Source organism: Blautia wexlerae (assembly GCF_013300825.1).
GTDB classification, from domain to species: Bacteria; Bacillota; Clostridia; order Lachnospirales; family Lachnospiraceae; genus Blautia_A; species Blautia_A wexlerae_B.
Map to the genome: position 1 here is coordinate 125094 of NZ_JAAIMY010000005.1, position 24696 is coordinate 149789.

Consider the following 24696-nt stretch of genomic DNA (forward strand, 5'->3'; position numbering starts at 1 on the left):
GGCAGTGTTATAATTTTTCCTAAAGAAAATGCATATGGGAGGTCTCACAATGTCTAAAGTTGTAAAGCTTTCATCCGTAATGGAACGGGAAGAAAAATTAAAGGAAATCTATGAAGGTCTGGAAGAGATAAAAGATCAGCTGACAGCACTGATTGATGAGTATGAAGAAGAGGAGACACATACAGGAAAAGCAGATGAACTGATCGAAGCCCTGGATGCTCTTGAGGATGCTTCGGAAACCATAGAGGATGTGCTGGAAAATTAATGAAGGAGAAAGCATATTTTCACCTGCCCGGGCTGTTTGAGTTTTATGAGCTGTACCGGATGTTCCTGCCTTTATTCCGGGAACACAGGGAATATTTTTACGACTGGTGTGAAATTGGCTCCATATATGGTGCTCCGGCAGACTGTATCTGGGGTGGAGGCAGGGCTGGCTTCGGAGAGAATGACCCGGAGGAGGTTCTTGAACTGATGCAGGAATATGGGATTTCTGCCCGACTGACTTTCAGCAATTCCCTGCTTCGCCAGGAACACCTTTCAGACAGAAAATGCAATGCACTGTGCCGGTTGTTTGAGAGAAACAGAGAACCGCGAAACGGTGTGATCATTTATTCAGAACTGCTTTTGAAATATCTTAAGGAGCAGTATCCGGGACTCTATTTTGTTTCCTCTACTACCAAGGTTCTGACGGATTTTACACAGTTTGAGGAAGAAATCTGGAGAAAAGATTTCCGCTATGTTGTGCCGGATTTCCGGTTGAACAAAGCTTTTGATAAGTTAAATACACTGTCTCAGCCTGAGAAGGACAAGGTAGAATTTCTCTGCAATGAATGCTGTTGGTTCGGCTGCAGGGACAGAAAAGCCTGCTATGAAACGGTCAGCCGCAAGAATCTGGGCGAAAACTGCCCGGAACATTACTGCAAGGCACCAGAAGGAGAGAGGGGCTATCTTTTTTCAAAAGCTATGGAGAATCCAGGATTTATTAGAATCAATGATATCCGGGATATCTATCTGCCAATGGGATTTTCAAATTTTAAAATAGAAGGAAGAGGACTCGGAAGTGCTCTGATACTGGAATTTCTGCTCTATTACATGACCAGACCGGAATACCAGATACATGTCAGAGAAAAAATCTATCTGGATAGTATGCTGGATCTGTTTTGAGAGATTTATACCACCGCATTGTGTTAATATATGACAATGCGGTGGTTTTTCTGTCCGAAAAAGTATGTAGATACCTGAACTCGGTTGCCGTAGCAGTGAAGTTTTCAAAATTATTCCGGAAACAGTTGACATAGCATATAGGTTCCTATATTATATAGATAACCGATATATAGACAATCTATACAATAGGAGGTGAATACTATGGCTATTGAAAAATCACTGGTTTCCGGGAGTATGACAATGCTTATACTGAAATTGCTGTCAGAAAAGGATATGTATGGATATGAGATGATCGATACATTGCGGCAGAAATCTCAGAACGTGTTTGAGCTGAAAGCAGGAACGCTATATCCATTGCTGCACAGTCTGGAGGATAAGGGATTTCTGACAGTATATGAACAGGAAGTAGCCGGAAAGACCAGAAAGTATTACAGCCTGACCAGACAGGGAAGGGGATTTCTGGAAAAGAAAGTAGAAGAATGGAAAGAGTATTCTGCAGCAGTGACCAACGTGCTTGTAATGGAGGTGTAATCTATGGACGAATATCTGAAAACATTACTGGAACAGATTCGCTGTAAAAAAGCGCGGCCTTATGTAAAAAAGGAACTTCAGGATCATATAGAAGATCAGATCGAGGCAAATATGCAGGCAGGTATGGATCGTGAACAGGCAGAGAGGGAAGCTGTCCGGGATATGGGAGATCCTGTGGAAACAGGAATCTCTCTTGACAGTGTACACAGACCTCAGGTTGCATGGAAACTTCTGGGAATAATCGTTCTTATCAGCATTGCAGGCGTTTTGATACATGCAGGGATTGCCGGAAAAATCAGTGAGAACGCTGCGGTCGGTTCGGACAGATATGTGTTCCATGTTGTGATCGGACTTGCAGTTATGATGATTTTATATCTTCTGGATTACACTGTACTGGCAAGATCTTCGAAAATAATTGCTGCCATTTTACTGTTTTCCTGTCTGGTTACCTTGTTGGGCGGCTATCAGTTAAATGGGGCAAGATGCTTCATTGTACTGCCGGGAGGAAGAGGAATATCCATGCAGACTCTGATGCTGTTTTATGTTCCCATATATGGAGCAATTTTGTATAAATATCATGGATGGGGATATAAGGGCTTGATGAGAGCAATCATATGGATGATTGCACCGGTTATATTGGTCTGTGCCATGCCTGCGTTTATGACAGCTTGTATGATGCTGGTATCTATGCTGGTTATGCTGACAATCGCAATTCAAAAGAACTGGTTTACTGTGAGAAAAAGGAGAGCCATCTGTGGAATCTGGGCTGGTTTTCTGGCTATGCCTGTGGCAGCTTTTCTGATCAGGTATCTGAGAAGCAGTCTGACAAAATATCAGATCGCACGTTTACAGGCTGTTTTTTCAGGTGGTGGAGAAGAGGATTATTTCACCGAAATGCTGCATTCATTCTGGCAGCAAAATAAATGGATAGGGAAAAGTGAATCAGATGTAATGGGAAATCTGCCGGCCTTTAATGCGGATTATATTCTGACCTATCTGTCATCTGTATATGGAACAATTGCAGCCATACTTTTATGCTGTGTTCTGGCAGTTTTGATTTTCGCAGTTTTTAATACTGCCATGAGACAGAAGAATCAGCTTGGCATGATGATGGGATGTGGATGCGGAATTGTATTCCTTATAAACTTTTTCATAAATATCCTGGAAAATCTGGGTATATTTCCACAATCAGTAACATTTCTTCCCTTTTTATCAGCAGGAGGAAGCTGCATTATAGTTTCCTATGGACTGATGGGGATTGTACTGAGTACATACAGATATAAAAATATCTATCCACGGCATCTGAAAATAGGTTTCAAATTCGATAAAACCAAAGCGAGAAAAGCCCTGTATGTCTCAAAAATGTCCATGTGCATATTGACAGGAGGCACTGTTGCTGTTATGTGCATTGCCATATATTGGGATTTGTGTAAGGGTTATATGAATATTCCGTTTAAAATTATAACCATGGTACTGACATTGCTTTTGGTTGGAAATATGAGAAAGATCGTGCAGTACAATGAAATGAACAGATAGAAAATGTAAGAAACTGTATTAAGAAAGATACCGCCATATTGATTGTGATAAGTCAATATGGCGGTACTTTTATCCGTCAATTGTCAGGAGTAATTGTCTTGCGGTATTTTTCACGTTTATCTGTTGGAACTTCCAGGGCGTTCATTGCCTGGTCAATTGTCAGGTTCATATTTTTCATAAGTTTTTTAATGGAGTCGGTTTCTTTGAGTTCCATGCCCTCATCCATTAACATCTGTCCAAGTCTGGTCATGCGCATTACCTCCTTAATTTCGTCTAACTCAGTTCTGTCTAAGAACTTGTCAGCCAGTGTATACAACATTGCGGTTGCCTTTTCAGCACTCAGCTCAATATTGGGCTTTGCCAGACGAATTGCTTCTTTAAACATATCCTTGCGGCTCATTTTTCCGGACATCAATGGTGTCAGGGAAAGAGCTGCGTAATCATCTTCCGTAAAAGCTTCACCGTTATCCTACTTCTGCTTTAATTATTAAGTATAGTCCTCATTCGTGCCTTGAAAATGTCTTCGGCTGTTCTTTTGGCTTTTATCATTTGTAAGGATTTCCGCTTGTCCTCCTTTATATGCCTATTTTATCAGAATATACTTCGTTTCTCCAGTCAGAAATTGTGAAAAGACGGCGAAAAGACAGATAGACTTTTCGACAGCATATTGATTACTCTGAAAAAAGTGGAAGATATAAGTCTATATCCTGGCTGCGAAGTGACAGTTAATAATATGGATAACTTACACAAAAGATGTGTTCATTTATAATAGAAAAATAGATGAAGATGTGTTATGCTCCTGTTAGTAGATAAAAATCTGGTTTAAGGAGGACACAACAATGGATGCAAACATGAAAAAAAGAAATGAACTTTTGGCAAAAACAGTGATCAAGGGACTGGAATCCCGCAATATGTCCGGGTATTATGCACAAGATAAAGAAGCAGCATTAAAGCAGGCCCTGGAACTGATCCCAAACGGAAGCACGATCGCCATGGGCGGATGCATGAGTGCACATGAGATCGGTCTGGTCAAAGCTTTGCAGGATGGAGATTATAATTATATTGACCGCGCAAAGCTTGAACCTCGTGAGGGACTTATGGCAGCCTATGATGCAGATTTCTTTTTATCCAGTGCCAATGCAGTCACAGATGATGGCGTCCTTGTCAATATTGACGGCAATTCCAACCGTGTATCCTGCATTGCCTAGGGCCCGAAAAAAGTAATCTTTATTGTAGGTATAAACAAAGTCTGTCCGGATCTTGACAGCGCAATGAAGCGTGCCAGAAATGTAGCAGCTACAGCTAATGCACAGAGATTTGATATCAAAACTCCATGTAAGGAAACCGGAAAATGCTTTGACTGCAAATCTCCGGATACCATCTGCTGTCAGTTCCTGATCACCAGATATTCCAGACATAAAGACAGAATCCATGTGATTCTGGTAAATGACACACTTGGGATGTAACCAAATCAAGTAAGTCCCCGGCTTCGATTACGAATATCGGATTGCCCCCGAATAATAAAAAGAACAGTCTCATTGACGTATAATAAGTCAGAGGGGCTGTTCTTTTTTGGAAAATAATAGGTCTGAAAAAGTCAATATCTGTATCATGTAAATCAATTCCGGAATGGTTTCTGATATAGAATTCTAATATAATATCCATGCGGCAGAAGGATAACCATATAAAAGAACAGATACAGGTTAGAGCGTGTCTGAAAAATCATTCCCGCAATCTGCACGCCCCACTTTGCGGGATATTTCACCCGAATTCAGTTGCCGTAGCCCGCTACGGCGCCCTCATCCGGGCAAAATATCCCACAAATTGTGACGCACATCTTGCAGAAAGCCTTTTTCAGACACGCTCTAGCACTTTTGCAGCTTAAGAGAATTGTATTCACCGGGATTGCATCCGAATTGTCTGTGGAATGCCCGGGCAAAACGGCTGGCGTTGCTGAAGCCTGTCATATCTGCAATCTGGATCATAGAATACTGGCAGCTTTGAACCAGAGGCAGACTTTGGTTGACACGATATTCTTCCAGATAGCCGGTAATTGTCTTTCCGGTCATTTTTTTGAACAGGCGGCAGCAGACCTCTCTGGACAGATGAACCTGGTCTGCCAGTTCCTGCAGAGAGATTACGGATTCAAAATGCGTATTAAGATAATCCAGCATTTGTTCCAGCCTTTCCAGTTCCAGCTGGTTGGCCGGAATAAATTTTGCAAGATCATTCTGGTGTTCGTAGAGAATCATACCGAAAATTTCACAGAGAAGCCCCTTAATCTTCAACTCATAACAGAAGGTCTTCTGATCAAAGAGGTCTTCTGTTTCATTGAGCTTTTGAATCACAGTCCGGGTGCATGAGTTTCCGGAAGTAAGAAGGATGCAGGGGACAGAAGAATTCTGGAGAAAAGGGCGAAAACATCTGCGTTCCACATCACTTCCGTATTCGCCGCATATGAAATCCGGACGTGCCAGAAAGGTACTGTATCTGGCATGATCATTATTAGGTGAGTGACAGCTATGGGGTACATTTCGGTTCAGAAGAAGAACATCTCCAGGTTTTACAGTATAGCTTTTCTGATACACCTGATAGATAGCTTCCCCTTCTTTGGGAAGACTGATCTCCAGGTCATTGTGCCAGTGGATAGGTACACTTTTTCCCTCAAATGCCCACAGGTCATCATGATTAACGGTCATGGGAAAACCGACAGTTCCATGTTCACAAAGTTCGCGATTGGTTTCATCTACAAGAATTTTACGCATAGCCATATTACAGTTCTCCGATTTTATTATATGTACGCTGTGATGAATTGCTTACAGAAGCATGAGCATCAATACGATCTGACAATTTATCACAGGATATATTCATTTACAATGCTTGTTATAACCACAATTATAACGTTGGTGTGCACATCGTGCAAGGAGAGGAGTAAGAAACATGGCAAGATCAAAAGAGATGGATCTGACTACAGGCAATCCGTTCCGGTCACTGCTGAAATTTGCGATTCCTGTAATTCTGGGAAATCTGTTTCAGCTTTTTTATACACTGGCGGACTCTGTGATCGTAGGAAAAACGCTGGGAGCAGACTCCCTGGCAGCAGTAGGTTCCACCAGTATTATTATTTATTTTGTATTCTGTTTTATTAATGGATTCACAGGTGGGTTTGGTATCTGTCTGGGACAGAAATGCGGGGCAAAGGATGAAAAAGGAATTCGCAAGAGCGTTGCGGTTTCCACACTTCTGAGTATTGCCTTTACAGTAGTACTGACACTGATCTGCTGTCTGCTTTCTCATCAGATTCTGCGCTGGATGCAGATTCCTGCTGATATTTCCGGTGAAGCATACGACTATATGTTTGTGGTTTTACTTGGTACAGGTGCTACCGTTTTCTACAACATGATCTCAAATATGCTCCGCGCATTGGGAGACAGTAAAACACCACTGTATTTCTTGGTATTTTCATCTGTATTAAATATTTTTCTTGATATTCTGTTTATTGTACCATTTCATATGGGGGTGGCCGGTGCTGCATGGGCGACTATTCTGTCACAGTTTTTTTCGGCAGTGCTGAGTCTGGTAGTGGGATTAAAAAATTTCCCAATCCTGCATCTGCACAGAGAAGATTTTACAGATTTAAAGGATACCGCAATTTTGCATTTAAAGACCGGATTTCCTATGGGATTCCAGATGTCTGTCATGTGTATCGGACAGCTTGCCATGCAGGCAGTGGTAAACTCACTGGGTACTGCAGCAGTTGCAGGATATACCGCAGCATCGAAAGCAGATCAGCTTTCTGTACTGGTAAACAATGCAATGATGACCGCAATTTCCAACTATGTAGCTCAGAACTTTGGTGCAGGCAGATGGGACCGTATCCGTCAGGGCGTGCGCGCCTGCCTGATCCAGACAGAAGCATTTAACCTGATCATGTGTATTGGAATTCTGCTGCTGAGACATCCGATTGTAAGAATGTTTCTCTCAGATTCCACAAAAGAAATCTATCACTATTCAGATATGTATCTGACGATTGTAGCTCCCTTTTACTTTGTGCTTGGGCTGTTGGCAGTATATCGTACATCCATCCAGAGCATGCAGAATGGCAAAGCACCTTTTGCTGCATGTATGATTGAATTGGTTATGCGAATCGCTGCAACAGTAGGTCTTTCCGGAATCATTGGATATACATCTGTATGTATTGCCAGCCCAATGGCGTGGATCGGAGCCTGTGCACTTCTGATCCCGGTTTACTATAAGATGATGAAAGGAAATTGTGCAGTATTACTGAGAACGGAGTGACGAGTACGAGTAACAAGATTTTGAGATAACAGCCGCAAGGTGACACTTTACAATGGAAAAACGGATAAAAATGTGCTATGCTATCTATCAACAGACAGAAATCCGTTGATTAAGGAGAGTGAATTATGCGTTTTGTAATTCGGAGAGTAATGCATTCAAAAGTGACAATTAATGGTGAAGTACGAGGTCAGATAGGCAAGGGCTTTATGGTTCTTATCGGAGTAGGAGAAGAAGATACCGTTGAAATCGCAGATAAAATGATTCATAAAACGGTTAATATGCGTATTTTCGAAGATGAAAACGGTAAGACAAACCTTGGCCTGAAGGAGGTGGGCGGAAGTCTTCTGCTTATTTCCCAGTTCACATTATATGCTGACTGTAAAAGAGGAAACAGACCTTCCTTTATAAGAGCAGGGGCTCCTGATATGGCTGAAAATCTGTACAAATACATAATTGCCAGATGCAAAGAACACATTGATATTGTCGAGCAGGGAGAATTTGGGGCAGATATGAAAGTGGAGCTTGTGAATGACGGTCCCTTTACAGTCATATTGGACAGTAATGAATTATAATTATCTGTAACTGTTCAGTATTTTACGGTAGATTGCCGGATGATTATCATTATCTATAACAAGAAAAAGATATGAAAAAAGCAATTATAAATTATCAGAAAACAACAGGAATTGCAAGAGAGGAGCAGATTTATGAAAATCGGATTTATCGGATGCGGAAATATGGCTTCTGCCATGATCAGTGGTATGCTGAAAAAGGGACTTTATAAAAAAGATGAGATTATTGTTTCCAATCTTACAGAAGAAGGAAGCAAACGAAGCAGAGAAAAGCTGGGAGTGGTTACAACCCTGGATAACCATGAAGTGGTAAAAAACACAAAACTGGTTTTCCTGGCAGTGAAACCACAGTTTTATGAAGAAGTGCTGAATGAAGTAAAAGGTGAACTGACACCGGAACACACAGTCGTAGGTATTGCACCGGGGAAAACTCTTGCCTGGTTAGAAGAAAAATGTGGACAGCCTCTGAAAGTGGTAAGAATGATGCCGAATACTCCTGCTCAGGTTGGTGAGGGGATGACAGGCATATGTGCCAATGAGAAAGTATCGGCAGAAGAACTGGCTCAGATCTGTGAGATCACAGACAGCTTTGGACGTACAGAAGTAGTTCCGGAGCGTCTGATGGACGCAGTAAGTGCTGTAAGCGGATGTTCACCTGCATATGTTTTTATGTTCATAGAAGCAATGGCAGATGCTGCGGTAGCCCAGGGAATGCCAAGAAAACAGGCTTATCAGTTTGCTGCACAGGCTTTACTTGGAAGCGCAAAAATGGTACTGGAAACAGGCATGCATCCGGGAGAACTGAAGGATATGGTATGTTCACCGGCCGGAAGTACCATTGAGGGAGTAAGAATCCTGGAACAGAATGGATTCAGAAGTGCTGTTTTTGAAGCTCTGAATGGAGCTGCTGAAAAAGGTAAAAAGATGTAATCTTAGTTATATATAAGAGGGACGCTCCGAAATATTGTTCTGCAAAGCATATTCACAGAACAATATTTCGGAGCTGTTTTATTTTATTATAAATTCCCCTGACTCAGATGACTGTTGTGGTATTTACCGGAGTTCGTAACATCTTCTCCAAACCATACAGGTGGATTATAACTGAGCGCCTGTTCTTCAGAAGAAAATTCCACTTCTGCGAGATAGAGTCCTTCATAAGGAGCATCAAATACATCCAGTTCAATGGTGAGTCTATCTTTTTCCGGGATAAGATAGCGAGTTTTGGAAATGAGGATTCCGTCAGCTTTTGGACGCATATGTTCATAGGATTCTTTTGTAAGTGGAAGATTATATTCTTCACGGGTCATAAGACCTTTGGATTTATAGGTGAGATAGTAGTTATCATCCTCTTTGCGGATACGGACTACCGGTGCGGTGGATAAATAGCCCTGTTCCAGCTTATGATGTGGATAAGCATCAAGATCTGTTGGCAGATTTTCTTTGGATATTAAAAATTTACGTTCGATTTCCATTTAAATTTCCTCCATTGAGTTAAAATGTGTCAATCCTTTAGTTTGTGCTATAATGATAATAGCATAGACAGAAAGACAATAAAATAAAAAAATTTTGTGATAAAGAAAATAAGAAGAAGCATGGGACAGGAGGAAAAATATATGGATGAATACATAAAAGAAATATCAGAAAAAATTGAAGATAAAAAAGAATATTATGCCGAAATCAGCGATAAAATCTGGAAGTTTGCAGAGCCCAGATTTCAGGAATATAAATCTTCTGAATTACTTCAGCAGTCATTAAAGAAAGAGGGATTTTCCATAAAATCAAATCTGGCAGGAGAGGAAACAGCATTTATTGCAGAATACGGTTCCGGAAAACCGGTTATAGGATTTCTTGGCGAATTTGATGCCCTGCCGGGACTTTCGCAGAAAGCAGATACTACCGAGAGAATCCCGGAAGAAAAAGCATCAGATTCAAAATATGAAAGCGTGCCGGAAAGAGAAAAGAAACAAAATCCAGGTTCAGGATATACTGATAATTGTGGCCATGGCTGCGGTCATCAGCTTATCGGAACAGGCACCCTTGCCGCCGTCATAGCATTAAAAGACTTCATGAAAGCACACAACCTGAAAGGAACAATCCGCTACTACGGCTGCCCAGCCGAAGAAAACGCAGGCGGCAAAGCATTCCTTGTACGTGACGGCTATTTCAATGACTGCGACCTCGCCCTCTGCTGGCACCCGGAGCAGGGACGACGTGCATGCTACGGAAGCACAAAGGCAAACTTCAGAGTCTTCTTCACATTCCACGGAACCCCGGCACACGCCTCCATGTGCCCGGAATTGGGCCGTTCCGCACTGGATGCAGTAGAATTAATGGACGTAGGCGTAAACTACATGCGTGAACACATGATAGACGAAGCCAGAATCCACTATGCCATCACCGACACAGGCGGAGATGCCCCAAACGTAGTCCAGTCCAGAGCCCAGGTACTCTACGCCATCCGCGCCCCGAAGATCACTCAGGTAAAAGAACTCTACAACCGCGTATGTAATATAGCCAAAGGCGCCGCCCTCATGACCGAAACTACCGTAGAAATCCGTCAGGTGGCTGCCTATTCCAATTTAATCTCCAGTAAAATCCTTGCAGACCATATGAACACCTACCTGGAAAAACTTGGCCCGATTCCATATACAGAACAGGAATACGCCTACGCCCGGAACTTCCAGCGAGCCCTCTCAGACCAGGACAAAAAACAACTTCCGATCATCGCACGGGACTATTTCGGACCAAAAGCATCCGAAGCCATGAAGACCTCGATCTTCGAACCAATCGCTTACCAGAACCTGTACAGCGACCTCAAATACTCCACCGATGTAGGCGATGTAAGCTGGATTGTCCCCACCGTCCACCTCAACATCCCCACATTCGCCGCAGGAACCGCCCTTCACTCCTGGCAGGCAGTAGCTCAGGGCAAATCAGCTATCGCACATAAAGGAATGCTCTATGCCGCCAAAATCATGGCCCTCACCGCCCTGGATTTTCTCCAAAATCCAGAACTGGTAACTGAAGCCAGGAAAGAACTGACAGAAACATTAGACGGAGAAACATATCCCAATCCATTGCCAAAAGACTTGAAACCAGAAATATGGTAGAATGAAAAATTAATAAAAGGAGCTCAATAAACTAAAATAGTTTTCGATTATTTTGATTGTGGAGTATGGAAATATTTGCACCTAGATTAATCAAAGCAACATTTTGCCAATTCCCAGCGCGAAGCCCTCTGTCTCCTGGGGTGAATTTGACGAGTCTTAGTAACTCTTAGGTCTGGGAAATCTGCGTTATGGAAAAGAATTGCAACGTGTCTGAGCGAAGTCTGCAACGGAGCGAGTTTTGCATTCTTTTCCATGCTTTTAGCAGATTTTCCAAACCTTAGAGTTACTTAGGCTCACGAAACTGAACCCTAGGAGCCAGAGGGCTTCGCGCGTCCCTGCTCAAAACTAAACAAACATTGTAACCATCCACAAAAAATGCTATAATCCATTTCAGAAAAAAACAAAATAAAAAAACAGGAGGCACCCAAAATGAGTAAAAAAGTATACATCTTCCTCGCCGACGGATTCGAAGACATTGAAGGCTTAACCGTAGTAGACCTTCTTCGCCGCGCCGGAATCGACATCAAAACCGTATCTATCAAAGAAACCACCCGGATCCAGACATCCCACGGCATCACCATGCTCACCGACGCCATATTCGCTGAAACCGACTTCGCCGACGCCGACATGCTCGTTCTTCCTGGAGGAATGCCAGGAACCAAATACCTTGCCGGTTACAAACCACTCATCGACCTCCTGACAGACTTCAATAATAAAGGCAAAAAAATCGCAGCCATCTGCGCAGCTCCAAGCGTATTTTCCGGACTGGGATTCCTCAAAGGCCGCAAAGCAACTTCCTATCCGTCATTCATGGAAGTTCTCTCCAAAGATGGCGCAGTAACAAGTGAAGACAGCGTAGTAGTAGACGGAAACATAACCACCAGTCGCGGCCTGGGAACGGCTGTAGACTTCGCACTCTCCCTGATTTCACAGCTCGAAAACGAGGAAAAAGCAAAAGAAATCGCAGAATCTGTAGTTTACACACGTTAAAACATCCCAAAACCCTTATTTTTATGCGAAAAAACACTAGCACTTTTGGATTTTTTGTGCTATACTGCTACAATGACTGTAAATATATAATTGAGTTATAAACAGACTTCTTGCGTTACTGACACAGAGTGAACAGTAACTCTCCCGCTTCTGCAATGGTGGGAGCGGAGCTCAGACTTGAATATATAGAAATAGGTAAAAACTGTGAATGATATAACGCAGCTGAAAAACCAGTCGCAAAATATAACCTGAATTTAAGGAGGAACATTGTAACATGAGTTTACAGGTGGAAAAAATGGAAAAAAACATGGCTAAACTTACTATCGAAGTTGCCGCTGAAGATTTAGAAAAAGCAATGCAGAATGCATACCAGAAAGCAAAAGGAAGAATTTCCATCCCTGGATTCCGTAAAGGAAAAGCTCCAAGAAAAATGATCGAGCAGATGTATGGCAAAGGAGTATTCCTTGAAGATGCTGTTAACGCTCTGATTCCGGAACACTACAGCAAAGCATTAGCTGAATGCGAACTTGAGATCGTTTCCCAGCCGACAATCGACATTACACAGGCTGAGCCTGGAAAAGCATTCATCTTCACAGCAGAAGTTGCTGTTAAACCGGAAGTTACATTAGGTGATTACAAAGGTGTAGAAGTACCGAAAACTGAAATCACAGTAACAGACGAAGACGTAGAAGCTGAACTCAAGAAAGAGCAGGAGAAAAACTCCAGAACAATCAGCGTAGAAGACCGCGCAGCTCAGTTAAATGATATCGTAACAATCGACTTCGAAGGATCTGTAGACGGAGTACCTTTCGATGGCGGACAGGCTACAGAGTATCCTCTGACACTTGGTTCCAACACATTTATCCCGGGATTCGAGGAACAGCTTGTTGGTGCTAAAGTTGGCGATGATGTAGACGTAAAAGTTACATTCCCTGAAGAATATCAGGCAAAAGAACTTGCAGGTAAAGAAGCAATCTTCAAATGCGCAGTTAAGAAGATCGAAGCAAAAGAACTTCCTGAACTGGATGATGATTTTGCAAAAGATGTTTCTGAGTTCGATACACTTGCAGAGTATAAAGAGCATGTAAAAACAAACCTTGAAGATAAGAAAGCAAACGAAGCAAAACGTGCAAAAGAAGATGCAGCAGTAGATAAAGCAATCGAAAATGCACAGATGGATATTCCGGAAGCTATGCTTATGACACAGTGCCGTCAGATGCTTGATGATTTCAGCAGAAGAATGCAGTCCCAGGGATTATCCATGGACCAGTACTTCCAGTTCACAGGCATGACAGCTGACAAGATGATGGAAGATATGAAACCACAGGCATTAAAGAGAATCCAGACAAGACTGGTTCTTGAGAAAGTAGCAGAAGTTGAGAACATTCAGCCGACAGAGGAAGAAGTAAACGAAGAGATCTCCAAGATGGCTGAAGCATACAAAATGGAAGCTGACAAGTTAAAAGAATTACTTGGAGAGCGTGAACTTGAGCAGATGAAGAAAGACATGGCTGTACAGAAAGCAGTTACTGTTATCGCTGACGCTGCCAAAGAAGTTTAATTTTAAAGTAATCGAATTTTAAGATCCGGAAAGAGACAGGCTCAGATGTCTACCTCTTTCGGAAAAAAAGTCAGCCGCGTAAATGGAGGCGTTTATATGAGTTTAGTACCTTATGTCATTGAACAGACAAGCAGGGGAGAGAGAAGCTATGATATCTATTCAAGGCTTCTGAAGGACAGAATCATTTTTCTTGGTGAGGAAGTAAATGATGTGAGTGCAGGACTGATCGTATCACAGCTTCTTTTCCTGGAAGCAGAAGATCCCGGTAAAGATATCCAGCTGTATATCAACAGCCCGGGCGGTTCCGTAACAGCCGGCATGGCGATCTATGATACCATGCAGTATATTAAATGCGATGTTTCTACCATTTGTCTTGGAATGGCTGCCAGCATGGGTGCCTTTCTTCTGGCAGGCGGTGCAAAAGGAAAGAGATTTGCTCTTCCGCATTCCACTATCATGATCCATCAGCCATCTGGCGGTGCGCAGGGTCAGGCAACAGAGATCCAGATCGTGGCAGATCATATCGCACAGACAAAGAGAACTTTAAATGAGTTATTGGCTGCAAATACCGGTCAGCCGATAGAAGTTGTTGAGCGTGATACAGACCGGGACAACTATATGACTGCTGAAGAAGCAAAGGCATATGGACTGATTGACGGTGTAGTCATGCATAAATAATGCGAAAGATAAGACTCCTGTGAATCGTCACAGGAGTCTTATTAGTTAGTATAGAGAAAGGACAGACATAAATTCATGGCAGAAAAAATGAGAGAAGGAAAAGTAAGATGCTCCTTTTGCCAGAAGACAGAAGATCAGGTAAGAAAACTGATCGCAGGTCCGGATGGCAAAGTATTTATATGTGATGAGTGCATTGGCATCTGCTCAGAGATCATGGAGGAAGAATTAAATCCTTATGATGACGAGGTTTTGAATTCTGATATTAATCTGTTAAAACCGGAAGAGATCCATGCAGTTCTGGATGATTATGTAATTGGTCAGGATGCAGCAAAAAAGGCTCTTTCCGTTGCTGTTTATAATCACTATAAAAGAATCCTTGCATCAAAAAATTCTGATGTAGAGCTTCAGAAGAGTAATATTCTGATGCTTGGACCTACAGGTTCAGGTAAAACTCTGCTGGCTCAGACACTTGCCAGACTTCTGAATGTACCGTTTGCTATTGCAGATGCTACCACACTGACAGAAGCCGGATATGTAGGAGAGGATGTTGAGAATATTCTTCTCAAGATCATTCAGGCAGCAGATTATGATATTGAACGTGCACAGTACGGAATTATCTATATTGATGAGATTGATAAGATCACAAGAAAATCTGAGAATCCATCCATAACCCGCGATGTTTCCGGTGAAGGCGTGCAGCAGGCACTTCTGAAGATTCTGGAAGGTACAGTGGCAAGTGTTCCGCCTCAGGGTGGCCGCAAGCATCCTCATCAGGAGTTTCTTCAGATTGATACAACAAATATTCTGTTTATCTGCGGCGGTGCTTTTGACGGAATCGAGAAGATCATTGAGTCCAGACAGGATACCAAGTCCATCGGTTTCGGTGCAGAGGTTTCTGTTAAGGAAGACAGAAATGTGGGTGAAATCCTGAAGGATGTAATGCCGGAAGACTTTATCAAATTCGGTCTGATTCCTGAGTTTATCGGTCGTGTGCCGGTAGTTGTAACTCTGGATGCGCTGGATGAGAATGCGCTGATCAGTATTCTGAAAGAGCCGAAGAACTCACTTACCAAACAGTATCACAGATTATTTGAACTGGATGGTGTTGAACTTGATTTTGAAGATGATGCACTTGAACTGGTCGCAAAGAAATCTCTGGAACGTAAGACAGGAGCCAGAGGTTTGCGTGCGATCATGGAAGGTTCACTGATGGATCTGATGTATAAGATTCCGTCAGATGACACGATCCGCAAGTGTACAATTACCAAAGATGTAGTAGATGGCACCGGTGAGCCGGAGATCGTCCGCGGAGAAGCTCCTGCACAGGCGAAGACAGCCGGAAGCAGAAGAACGTCCCGGACACACAAGAAGGATAAACCGGAAACAGCCTGATGAAAGGGACTGAACAATAAATGACAAATCAGAATATAGTGCTGCCTGCGATCGCTCTCAGGGGGACTACCATCCTTCCCGGGATGATCGTTCATTTTGATGTGAGCAGGGAGCGTTCTGTCAAGGCGATTGAAGCTGCCATGCTTCATGACCAGAAGATTTTTCTGGTTACTCAGATTGATCCTGAGGTGGAATCACCGGATCTGGCAGGTGTATATCATGTAGGAACCATTGCCTATATCAAACAGGTTGTGAAACTTCCGCAGAACCTTTTGCGGGTACTTGTAGAGGGAACGGGAAGAGCCACACTTGTGAAATTTGAGCAGGAGTTTCCGTTTATCAGAAGTGAGATCACACCTGTTGATGAAGAAGAAATGCAGATGCCGGAACCAGTGATGGAAGCCATGCACAGAAGTCTTAAGGAATTATTCCACAGATACTGCATGGAAAATGGAAAAGTCAGCAAAGAGCTGGTAGCACAGATTTTAAATATAGATAATGTTGAGGAACTGGTTGAGCAGATTGCCGTAAATATTCCTTTATCTTATCAGAATAAGCAGAAGATCCTGGAGGCACTTACACTGGAGGAACGTTATGAAGTTCTGGGTGCAATCCTTGGAAATGAGATTGAGATCATGCAGATTGGCAGAGATCTCCAGAAAAAAGTGAAGGCCAGAATTGATAAGAATCAGAGAGAATATATTCTCAGAGAGCAACTGAAACTGATACGTGAGGAACTGGGTGAAGATAATACTGCGGATGACGCAGAGGAGTTTAAGAAGAAACTCCAGGAACTTCAGGCCGGCGATGAGGTAAAAGAGAAGATCAGCAAAGAAATCGAGAGATTTAAGAATACCAACAGCAATGTATCCGAGAATGCAGTACTGCGTGGTTATATTGAGACCATGCTGGCACTTCCGTGGGAGAAGAAATCCACAGATTCTGATGATCTGAAAGAAGCATGGAAAGTACTTCAGGAAGGTCATTACGGTCTGAAAGATGTGAAGGAGCGTGTGATGGAGTTCCTTTCCGTCCGCAAACTGACACATAAGGGAAAAAGTCCGATCCTTTGTCTGGTAGGACCTCCCGGAACAGGTAAAACCTCCATTGCCCGATCGATTGCAGAAGCAATGCATAAGAAATATGTACGTATCTGTCTGGGCGGTGTGAGAGATGAGGCTGAGATCCGGGGCCACAGAAAGACTTATGTAGGAGCAATGCCGGGAAGGATCACTGCAGCATTACAGCAGGCAGGAGTGAGCAATCCTCTGATGCTTCTGGATGAGATTGACAAGACCAGCAGTGATTATAAAGGAGATACTTCTGCGGCACTTCTTGAGGTGCTTGATCCGGAGCAGAACAGCAGATTTATGGATCATTATATAGAGGTTCCACAGGATCTTTCAGAAGTACTGTTTATTGCAACTGCAAACGATGTTCAGGGCATTCCGAGACCACTTCTTGACCGTATGGAACTGATCGAGATCGCAGGTTATACTGAGAATGAGAAGGAACATATTGCAAAGGAGCATCTGATTCCGAAGCAGATGGAAGAGAACGGTATCGAGAAAGGTAAACTGACAATCCAGTCAGCGGCTCTTAAGAAGATCATCAACAATTATACAAAAGAAGCCGGAGTTCGAAACCTGGAGAGAACCATAGGACAGATATGCAGAAAAACTGCACGTCTGATCATGGAAGAAGATAAAAAGAAAGTTACAGTGACTTCAAAGAATCTGTCAGATTTTCTTGGAAAAGAGCATTTTAACTATCTTATGGCAAATAAGAAAGATGAGATTGGTATTTCCCGCGGGCTTGCCTGGACACAGGTGGGCGGTGATACACTGCAGATTGAAGTCAATGTAATGCCCGGCAAGGGTGAGCTGATGCTTACCGGACAGTTGGGAGATGTTATGAAAGAGTCTGCACAGGCAGGTATTACTTACATTCGTTCCATTGCTTCTGACTATAAAGTTGAGCCGGAATTTTTCCAGGAAAATGATATTCATGTGCATATTCCGGAAGGGGCAGTACCAAAAGACGGACCATCCGCAGGTATTACCATGGCAACTGCAATCCTTTCCGCAATTATTAAGAAGCCGGTAAGGGCAGACCTTGCAATGACCGGTGAGATCACACTGAGAGGAAGAGTTCTTCCGATCGGCGGTTTGAAAGAAAAACTTCTTGCGGCAAAATATGCTAAGATCAAAGAGGTGTTAGTGCCGGCAGAAAACAAACCGGATATTCAGGAATTAGATAAGGAAATCACAGACGGACTTACCATTACCTTTGTAAGTTCGATGAAGGAAGTGCTTAATAAGGCACTGGTATAAAATAAATGGTCAGTCAGTAAAGATTGACCATTTGTTGTGAAAAAAGAGAGGAAATCAATGGTTATTAAGAATGTATCATTAGATATCGTATGCGGTATTACCAGCAAACTCCCGGACACCAACAGACCGGAGGTTGCATTTGCAGGAAAATCAAATGTGGGAAAATCATCGCTGATCAACGGGCTGATGAACCGGAAATCTCTTGCCAGAACAAGTGCACAGCCGGGAAAAACACAGACCATTAACTTTTATAATATCAATGAAGCCATGTATCTGGTAGACCTCCCTGGTTACGGATACGCAAAGGTTTCACAGTCTGAGAAGGAAAAATGGGGCAAGATGATCGAAAGATATCTTCATACATCCAAAAACCTGAAGGCGGTTTTCCTTCTTATTGATATCCGTCATGATCCGTCTGCAAATGACAAGATGATGTATGACTGGATTCTGAACAATGGCTATGAGCCGATCATTATTGCAACGAAGCTTGACAAGCTCAAACGAAGCCAGGTTCAGAAAAATATCAAAGCAATCAAAGAAGGGCTGAAGCTGAGCAAAGATGGCATTATTATTCCTTTCTCTGCTGAGACGAAGCAGGGAAGAGATGAGATCTGGGCTCTGATTGACGAGTTGACCGGACTGGCAGCTACTGAAGAAGCCTGAAAGAATAAATATTCGCTGTTTACTGACGGGATTCTTTTCCTGTGAAAATAAGCAGCAGACAGACAAAATACGAGGACAAAAAATATTATGGGAATTATCAAGGCATTCAAGCTGGGATTTGACTATCTCAAGTATGATGAAGATGGTAACGTGCAGGATACGCAGCGTGCTGTCAATGATGTAAACCTGGACATTGAAGCCGGACAATTCGTGGCTGTTCTGGGACATAATGGTTCCGGAAAATCTACTCTTGCAAAGCACCTGAATGCGCTGTTGCTTCCGACGGAAGGAACTTTGTGGGTAGATGGGATTGACACGTCTAAAGAGCCGGAATTATGGAAAGTCCGACAGAAAGCGGGCATGGTTTTTCAGAATCCTGACAATCAGATCATAGGAACTGTAGTAGAAGAAGACGTAGGGTTCGGACCGGAGAATATGGGTGTGCCCACCGAGAAAATCTGGGAGCGTGTAGATGAGAGCCTGAAAAAAACAGGAATGACATCCTATCGTTATCATTCTCCGAATAAACTTTCCGGCGGACAGAAGCAGAGAGTTGCAATTGCCGGTGTCATGGCAATGCGTCCGAAATGCATCATTTTGGATGAGCCAACTGCAATGCTGGATCCGAATGGACGAAAGGAAGTTCTTGAGGCAGTCAGTGACCTTAACAGACGGGAAGGAGTGACAGTCATTCTGATCACCCACTATATGGAAGAAGTTGTTCATGCGGACAAGGTATATGTTATGGACAACGGAGAAGTGGTGATGCAGGGAACACCCAGAGAGATTTTCTCACAGGTGGAAACTCTGAAAGAATACAGACTGGATGTGCCGCAGGTAACACTTCTGGCACACGAACTTCATAAAGCCGGAGTGGATGTTCCGGAGGGAATACTGACTACAGAGGAGCTGGTGAATGCCTTATGTCAATAGAATTAAAAAATGTAACTTATACCTACAGTCCGGGAACTGCCTATGAGATCCATGCGCTGAAAGATATCAATCTTTCTATTCCGGACGGACAGTTTATCGGAATTATCGGACATACAGGAAGCGGGAAATCTACACTGATCCAGCATTTCAATGCGCTGATCCGTCCGACTTCCGGTACGATCACTTATAATGGAGAGGATGTCTGGGGAGAGAAATATGATCGTCGTGCCCTGCGAAGCGAGGTTGGTCTTGTATTTCAGTATCCGGAGCATCAGCTCTTTGAGAATGATGTGCTTTCTGATGTATGCTTTGGTCCCATGAATCAGGGATTATCCAGGGAAGAGGCAGAAGTAGAAGCAAAGAAAGCACTGCAGCACGTAGGTTTCAAGGAGAAAAATTTTAGTAAATCCCCTTTTGAGCTTTCCGGCGGACAGAAGAAAAGAGTTGCTATTGCCGGTGTACTGGCAATGAATCCGAAAATTCTTATTCTGGATGAGCCAACTGCAGGTCTGGATCCGAAAGGACGAGATGATATCCTTGACCAGATCGCAGAGCTTCATAAAGTAAGAGGGATTACTATTATCCTTGTATCCCACAGCATGGAGGATATTGCAAAATATGCGGAGAGATTGATCGTAGTCAATGACGGAGAAATCGCATATGACGATGCTCCCAAAGCAGTATTTGCTCATTACAGAGAGCTGGAAGCCATGGGACTTGCAGCACCGCAGATTACTTATATCATGCATGCGTTGAAGGAAAAAGGCCTGGATGTAGATGTAACTGCTACAACGGTGGATGAGGCAAAAGAGAATATCCTTGCAGTTTTAAGAAAATGTAATCCCGGGAAATTGTCCGGTGACAGACAATCTGTTTCAGACAGTCAGTCGAAAAAAGAAAATGCCAAAGCAGAAACCTTAATTAGTGAGATGGAAGCTGATCTGACTGAGGATGGGACGAAAGAGTCTCATTCAGATGCGCCTGATGAAGATTTAAGCATTCAGAAGGAAACAATGGATAAAAAGTCTGCAGAACAAGAAGAGAATGAGGGAGGGCAGGAAGTATGATCCGAGACATTACAATAGGACAGTATTATCCTGCAGATTCCGTTCTGCACAAAATGGATCCGAGAGCAAAGCTGGTGGGTACGCTGGTGTTCATCATCTCTGTCTTTGTATTCCATACATTTCCGGGATATGCAGTGGCAACTATATTTCTGGCAGCGATGATCATTCTTTCCAAAGTTCCTGTGAAATTTATGTTCAAGGGACTGAAGGCAATCGTGATGCTTCTTATGATCACAGTGGTATTTAATATATTTCTGACACCCGGAAAGGTTCTCTGGCAGTGGGGAATCCTGCATGTGACAGAGGAGGGCCTGAAGCTGGCCGGAAGAATGGCCATCCGCCTGACGTATCTGGTGATCGGTTCTTCTCTTATGACGCTGACTACCACACCCAATCAGCTTACAGATGGTCTGGAACGACTTCTCAGGCCGTTAAATAAACTTCATGTGCCAATCCACGAGATTGCCATGATGATGTCTATTGCGCTGCGTTTTATCCCAATCCTTATGGAGGAAACCGATAAGATCATGAAAGCACAGATTGCACGTGGCGCAGATTTTGAAACCGGAAATATAATTCAGAAGGCAAAAAATATGATTCCGCTTCTGGTTCCGCTGTTTATTTCTGCGTTCAGAAGAGCAAATGATCTGGCCATGGCCATGGAAGCAAGGTGCTATCATGGAGGGGATAACAGAACCCAGATGAAGCCATTGCGTTATGAGTCCAGAGACTACATTTCCTATGTGGTGATGTGGGCTTATCTGGGAATCGCCATTGTTTTCAGAATTGTGGGAATCTGAGAAAGTACTGATATAATTTATAAAGATATTTTATATGCTGTAATCCGGTAGGAAAGGATTACAGCATATTGTTTATTTTGTTATAACAAAAGTTTTCAATTTTTATGGAGGAAAACAGATGAAAAGAATTGGTCTTGTAGTTGCATATGACGGCACAAACTATTGCGGCTGGCAGACACAGCCAAACGGGATTACTGTACAGGGGGTATTAAATGATACATTGTCCGAGCTTCTTGGCGAGAAGATAGAAACGATCGGTGCAAGCCGTACAGACGCAGGGGTTCATGCCATGGGAAACGTGGCAGTATTTGACACCAACACACGCATTCCCGGGGAAAAGATTTCCTATGCACTGAACCAGCGTCTTCCGGAAGATATCCGCATTCAGCTCTCTGAAGAAGTAGAACCGGATTTCCATCCCCGTTATTGCGACAGCGAGAAAACATACGAATACCGCATCCTGAATCGCAAATTCCCGGTTCCGACAGAGCGCTTATACACCTATTTCTACCACTACAAACTGGATGTAGATAAGATGAAAGCAGCAACCTCATACCTGATCGGACAGCATGATTTTGCTTCTTTCTGCGGTGCAAAAGCGCAGGTAAAAACAACTATCCGTACAGTGACAGGAATTGATGTATGGCGTGACGGAGATATCGTAACCATACGTGTAACAGGAACAGGATTCCTCTACAACATGGTACGAATCATCTCCGGAACTCTGATCGAAGTAGGAAACGGACAGTATCCGCCTGAGAGAGTAAAGACAATTCTGGAAGCCTGCAACCGCGAAATGGCAGGCCCAACTGCTCCGGCACAGGGACTGACACTGATGGGGATTGAATTTTTTGATTGATAGTCAGGAGGAGAAAATCATCCGTTTCGATAATTGCCGGTGGGATAACTGATCAACAGTTTTTTTGCTGAAAACAAAAAACGGGGGAGTAACGAAAAAAATTGAAAAAACGACACAAAACCTATTGACAGAACAGAACCCTTATAATATAATAACCAAATGTGACGTAGTGCGAGATGCTTAAGCCAAATAGCCCAGGCGAAAGTATTTATCAGCGGTTTCGGACATTTCCGCATTTTTAGCACCGGCGTTTCCAATAACTTATATTCGCGGGAAATTCCGCGGTTAATTAAACTATCGTTGATAAATAACAGGAGGTAAAACCATGCAGACTTATATGGCTAATCCAGATAAAATCGAAAGAAAATGGTATGTAGTTGACGCTGATGGATGTACTCTTGGCCGTCTGGCATCCGGAGTAGCAAGCGTTTTAAGAGGAAAAAATAAACCACAGTTTACACCACACGTAGACACAGGTGATTATGTAATCATCGTAAACGCTGACAAGATCAAAGTTACAGGTAAGAAATTAGAGCAGAAAATCTACTACAATCACTCCGATTATGTAGGTGGAATGAGAGAAACCACATTAAAAGAAATGTTAGCAAAGAAACCTGAGAGAGTTATCGAGCTCGCAGTTAAAGGTATGCTTCCAAAAGGACCTTTAGGAAGAAGCATGTACACAAAACTTTTCGTATATGCAGGACCGGAACACAAACATGAAGCTCAGAAACCAGAAGCTTTAACATTTTAATTAGGAGGTAGAAAACATTGGCTAGCGCAAAATTCTACGGAACAGGAAGAAGAAAAAAATCAATCGCAAGAGTTTATCTTGTACCTGGAACCGGTAAGATCACAATCAATAAAAGAGATATCGATGAATATTTTGGATTAGATACACTGAAAGTTATCGTTCGTCAGCCTTTAGCTGCAACAGAAACAGAAGGCAAATTTGACGTATTAGTTAACGTTCATGGCGGTGGATACACAGGACAGGCTGGTGCCATCAGACATGGTGTTGCAAGAGCCCTTCTTCAGGCAGACAACGACTACAGACCAGTTCTGAAAGCTGCTGGATTCTTAACTCGTGACCCACGTATGAAAGAACGTAAGAAGTACGGTCTCAAAGCAGCTCGTCGCGCTCCGCAGTTCAGCAAGCGATAATCGACTGCTCAGACTATATCAAAATGGTTCAAAAACCCCGGAAAATCAAGGTTTTCCGGGGTTTTCTTATACCTAAACGGGCTGATATAGTTTGACTTGATTTGACCAAACGAGAGCAGTTTTCACCCAATTTTTAGTGGTTAAATATAGGAGGTTATGGCATTTTTGATTAGCCCGATGGGATTGCCGCTGGCTGCGATCTGGCTGTTGGGCAAGGTGCAGAGTTTGAAATTTGCGATCCAGGATTGGGCGTATGGGTAAATGATGTGAATATAATTTGGAATGAAAAGAAGCAGGACAATGGGAGATGAGACCCAATGCCCTGCTTCTCTGTTTATTCGGAACGAACTGTAATATATTTTTGATTGCGACTTTTAGGTTTATCGGGAATAGTCATTTCTAATTGCCCGGATTCTAAAAGCGGATTGATATGCTTCAAAGTGAAGTTTCTTAAATCTTTGAAGCCGCAAAATACTGCAAGCTCTTTCTTGGATTTTGGTGTTGTGCAAAAAGCCAAAATCTGTTTGGACATCGTTGATAGTTCAATATCTTGGTGGGTAACTTGGTGGGTATCACCCTCTAAGTTGTAGTTTACATTTTTCAAAATAACTCTGAAATCTGTCGCTGTTGAGGAAAATTCGGGCTTATATGCCGCTGTATATCCAGGTAGCTTTTCGGTTTCACTGACGATTTTGCGTAGGCCACTTCCACGGCGTTCCATGTACTTCATGCGGTGGAACAGGTCAGCAATCACAGGGTTTCGTCGCATGGAACGGATACCGCGCAGCCACAGAATGAAATTCTGTGTTCAAAGGGGCTTGGGGGCGCTGCCCTCAACAAGCAAGCGGAGAGGAAAATCACGGAGGGATTTTCTTCTCTGCGGGCCTGTGTGTATTAACACAGGCATTGCTTGCCTCTTTTCTCCGAAATTGAAAAGAACCAGTGAGAGAATCGTTAAATTTCACTCGCTGGCTCAATTCATTTCAAATATCTCGGACAACTCTGTCAGTTCTTTCACCGTTTCCTGGGTGTGATGCAGCAGGGTGT

At 43.0% G+C, this 24696-nt stretch carries 22 protein-coding genes and 6 pseudogenes; 23 read left to right on the forward strand and 5 right to left on the reverse strand.

Features of this window, described 5'->3' with window-relative positions; genetic code table 11:
• Positions 1 to 49: 49 nt before the first annotated feature.
• The 4 genes from G4417_RS04565 to G4417_RS04580 all read left to right on the forward strand — a co-directional run bounded on the left by G4417_RS04565 (position 50) and on the right by G4417_RS04580 (position 3231).
• Entirely contained in the window at positions 50 to 265 is a 216-nt protein-coding gene (locus G4417_RS04565) for a hypothetical protein (protein WP_022379879.1), read from the forward strand.
• Positions 265 to 1164, forward strand: coding sequence for a hypothetical protein (locus G4417_RS04570; protein WP_173682779.1), 900 nt, complete (start codon positions 265 to 267; stop codon positions 1162 to 1164). Before G4417_RS04565 ends, G4417_RS04570 begins: the two co-directional genes overlap by 1 nt.
• Before the next feature lie 201 nt (positions 1165 to 1365).
• The gene (locus G4417_RS04575; RefSeq protein ID WP_173682780.1) at positions 1366 to 1695 is read left to right on the forward strand and encodes a PadR family transcriptional regulator; all 330 of its coding nucleotides are present in this window, start codon (positions 1366 to 1368) and stop codon (positions 1693 to 1695) included.
• Positions 1696 to 1698: 3 nt separating this feature from the next.
• Positions 1699 to 3231: an FtsW/RodA/SpoVE family cell cycle protein gene (locus tag G4417_RS04580; protein ID WP_173682781.1), complete on the forward strand. Its 1533-nt coding sequence runs from the start codon at positions 1699 to 1701 to the stop codon at positions 3229 to 3231.
• Positions 3232 to 3307: 76 nt separating this feature from the next.
• On the opposite strand, the gene G4417_RS04585 is transcribed toward G4417_RS04580, so the two are convergent.
• Positions 3308 to 3643 carry a hypothetical protein gene (locus G4417_RS04585; protein ID WP_173717667.1) on the reverse strand — a complete coding sequence of 112 codons (336 nt, stop codon included), beginning with the start codon at positions 3641 to 3643 and terminating at the stop codon, positions 3308 to 3310.
• Positions 3644 to 4070: 427 nt separating this feature from the next.
• Between G4417_RS04585 and G4417_RS04590 the strand changes: the two are divergent.
• Positions 4071 to 4697, forward strand: a pseudogene (locus G4417_RS04590) (lactate utilization protein).
• Between the two features lie 152 nt (positions 4698 to 4849).
• Here G4417_RS04590 and G4417_RS17470 read toward each other — a convergent pair.
• Positions 4850 to 5056, reverse strand: a pseudogene (locus G4417_RS17470) (DUF6783 domain-containing protein).
• Between G4417_RS17470 and G4417_RS17475 the strand changes: the two are divergent.
• Positions 5006 to 5116, forward strand: a pseudogene (locus tag G4417_RS17475) (DUF6783 domain-containing protein); the annotation flags it as partial. The pseudogenes G4417_RS17470 and G4417_RS17475 sit on opposite strands and share 51 nt — an antisense overlap.
• Here G4417_RS17475 and G4417_RS04595 read toward each other — a convergent pair.
• Positions 5097 to 6002 carry an AraC family transcriptional regulator gene (locus tag G4417_RS04595; RefSeq protein WP_173682783.1) on the reverse strand — a complete coding sequence of 302 codons (906 nt, stop codon included), beginning with the start codon at positions 6000 to 6002 and terminating at the stop codon, positions 5097 to 5099. The pseudogene G4417_RS17475 and the gene G4417_RS04595 overlap by 20 nt on opposite strands.
• Before the next feature lie 169 nt (positions 6003 to 6171).
• On the opposite strand from G4417_RS04595, the gene G4417_RS04600 reads away from it, so the two are divergent.
• The 3 genes from G4417_RS04600 (at position 6172) to proC (ending at position 9029) form a co-directional block, all read left to right on the forward strand.
• Complete coding sequence (locus G4417_RS04600; protein WP_173682784.1) at positions 6172 to 7530, forward strand: MATE family efflux transporter; 1359 nt, start codon at positions 6172 to 6174, stop codon at positions 7528 to 7530.
• 125 nt (positions 7531 to 7655) lie between these two features.
• Positions 7656 to 8102 carry a D-aminoacyl-tRNA deacylase gene (gene dtd, locus G4417_RS04605; RefSeq protein ID WP_173682785.1) on the forward strand — a complete coding sequence of 149 codons (447 nt, stop codon included), beginning with the start codon at positions 7656 to 7658 and terminating at the stop codon, positions 8100 to 8102.
• 132 nt (positions 8103 to 8234) lie between these two features.
• Positions 8235 to 9029, forward strand: coding sequence for a pyrroline-5-carboxylate reductase (gene proC, locus G4417_RS04610; protein ID WP_173682786.1), 795 nt, complete (start codon positions 8235 to 8237; stop codon positions 9027 to 9029).
• 86 nt (positions 9030 to 9115) lie between these two features.
• Here proC and G4417_RS04615 read toward each other — a convergent pair whose 3' ends face one another.
• Positions 9116 to 9571 carry a CYTH domain-containing protein gene (locus tag G4417_RS04615; RefSeq protein WP_173682787.1) on the reverse strand — a complete coding sequence of 152 codons (456 nt, stop codon included), beginning with the start codon at positions 9569 to 9571 and terminating at the stop codon, positions 9116 to 9118.
• A gap of 141 nt (positions 9572 to 9712) precedes the next feature.
• On the opposite strand from G4417_RS04615, the gene G4417_RS04620 reads away from it, so the two are divergent.
• The 14 genes and pseudogenes from G4417_RS04620 to G4417_RS04685 all read left to right on the forward strand — a co-directional run.
• Positions 9713 to 11209, forward strand: coding sequence for a M20 family metallopeptidase (locus tag G4417_RS04620; protein WP_173682788.1), 1497 nt, complete (start codon positions 9713 to 9715; stop codon positions 11207 to 11209).
• A gap of 429 nt (positions 11210 to 11638) precedes the next feature.
• Complete coding sequence (locus G4417_RS04625; protein ID WP_025580707.1) at positions 11639 to 12199, forward strand: DJ-1 family glyoxalase III; 561 nt, start codon at positions 11639 to 11641, stop codon at positions 12197 to 12199.
• Positions 12200 to 12473: 274 nt separating this feature from the next.
• The gene (tig, locus tag G4417_RS04630; protein WP_173682789.1) at positions 12474 to 13760 is read left to right on the forward strand and encodes a trigger factor; all 1287 of its coding nucleotides are present in this window, start codon (positions 12474 to 12476) and stop codon (positions 13758 to 13760) included.
• A gap of 96 nt (positions 13761 to 13856) precedes the next feature.
• On the forward strand, positions 13857 to 14438 hold the full coding sequence (gene clpP / locus G4417_RS04635) for an ATP-dependent Clp endopeptidase proteolytic subunit ClpP (protein WP_008705991.1): 582 nt from the start codon (positions 13857 to 13859) through the stop codon (positions 14436 to 14438).
• A gap of 75 nt (positions 14439 to 14513) precedes the next feature.
• Positions 14514 to 15830 (forward strand): ATP-dependent Clp protease ATP-binding subunit ClpX, encoded by a 1317-nt coding sequence (gene clpX, locus G4417_RS04640; RefSeq protein WP_026649519.1) that lies wholly within the window; start codon positions 14514 to 14516, stop codon positions 15828 to 15830.
• 20 nt (positions 15831 to 15850) lie between these two features.
• Positions 15851 to 18163 (forward strand): endopeptidase La, encoded by a 2313-nt coding sequence (gene lon / locus G4417_RS04645; protein ID WP_008705987.1) that lies wholly within the window; start codon positions 15851 to 15853, stop codon positions 18161 to 18163.
• 57 nt (positions 18164 to 18220) lie between these two features.
• A complete protein-coding gene (gene yihA, locus G4417_RS04650; RefSeq protein WP_008705985.1) occupies positions 18221 to 18826 on the forward strand; it encodes a ribosome biogenesis GTP-binding protein YihA/YsxC in 606 nt (201 codons plus the stop codon).
• Positions 18827 to 18913: 87 nt separating this feature from the next.
• A complete protein-coding gene (locus G4417_RS04655) occupies positions 18914 to 19759 on the forward strand; it encodes an energy-coupling factor transporter ATPase (RefSeq protein ID WP_025580712.1) in 846 nt (281 codons plus the stop codon).
• Positions 19750 to 20595 (forward strand): annotated as a pseudogene (locus G4417_RS04660) (energy-coupling factor transporter ATPase); the annotation flags it as partial. The gene G4417_RS04655 and the pseudogene G4417_RS04660, both read left to right, overlap by 10 nt.
• A gap of 227 nt (positions 20596 to 20822) precedes the next feature.
• Positions 20823 to 21626: an energy-coupling factor transporter transmembrane component T family protein gene (locus G4417_RS04665; RefSeq protein ID WP_008705979.1), complete on the forward strand. Its 804-nt coding sequence runs from the start codon at positions 20823 to 20825 to the stop codon at positions 21624 to 21626.
• 118 nt (positions 21627 to 21744) lie between these two features.
• On the forward strand, positions 21745 to 22485 hold the full coding sequence (truA, locus tag G4417_RS04670) for a tRNA pseudouridine(38-40) synthase TruA (protein ID WP_008705977.1): 741 nt from the start codon (positions 21745 to 21747) through the stop codon (positions 22483 to 22485).
• Between the two features lie 325 nt (positions 22486 to 22810).
• Positions 22811 to 23239, forward strand: coding sequence for a 50S ribosomal protein L13 (gene rplM / locus G4417_RS04675; protein WP_008705976.1), 429 nt, complete (start codon positions 22811 to 22813; stop codon positions 23237 to 23239).
• Between the two features lie 17 nt (positions 23240 to 23256).
• Positions 23257 to 23649: a 30S ribosomal protein S9 gene (gene rpsI / locus G4417_RS04680; protein ID WP_008705974.1), complete on the forward strand. Its 393-nt coding sequence runs from the start codon at positions 23257 to 23259 to the stop codon at positions 23647 to 23649.
• A 153-nt stretch (positions 23650 to 23802) separates the two neighbouring features.
• Positions 23803 to 23910, forward strand: a pseudogene (locus G4417_RS04685) (CD1845 family protein); the annotation flags it as partial.
• A 73-nt stretch (positions 23911 to 23983) separates the two neighbouring features.
• Here G4417_RS04685 and G4417_RS04690 read toward each other — a convergent pair.
• Positions 23984 to 24427 (reverse strand): annotated as a pseudogene (locus G4417_RS04690) (ATP-binding protein); the annotation flags it as partial.
• Positions 24428 to 24696: the final 269 nt, after the last annotated feature.